Origin of the sequence: Tepidibacillus sp. HK-1 (genome assembly GCF_001748485.2) — a bacterium.
GTDB classification, from domain to species: domain Bacteria; phylum Bacillota; class Bacilli; order Tepidibacillales; family Tepidibacillaceae; genus Tepidibacillus_B; species Tepidibacillus_B infernus.
This window is the reverse complement of record NZ_BDGM02000081.1, coordinates 1-200: the sequence shown is the minus strand read 5'-3', so window position 1 is coordinate 200 and position 200 is coordinate 1. Positions and strand designations below refer to the sequence as shown.

The window sequence follows — 200 nt, the reverse complement described above, 5'->3', positions numbered from 1 at the left end:
ATTCCTTTCATATTAGCGCATCAAGCGCATTGTTGTACCTTGAAAACTAGATAGCAAGAAAAGCAAGGCAAAAATAGGTTAAGCTACAAAGAGCGCACGGTGGATGCCTTGGTGCTAGGAGCCGAAGAAGGACGGGACGAACACCGATATGCCTCGGGGAGCTGTAAGTAAGCATCGATCCGGGGATTTCCGAATGGGGG

At 49.0% G+C, this 200-nt stretch carries 1 rRNA gene; it reads left to right on the top strand.

Annotated features, from left to right (window positions below):
* Positions 1 to 76 precede the first annotated feature (76 nt).
* Positions 77 to 200 (top strand): 23S ribosomal RNA (locus BEN26_RS13900); the annotation flags it as partial.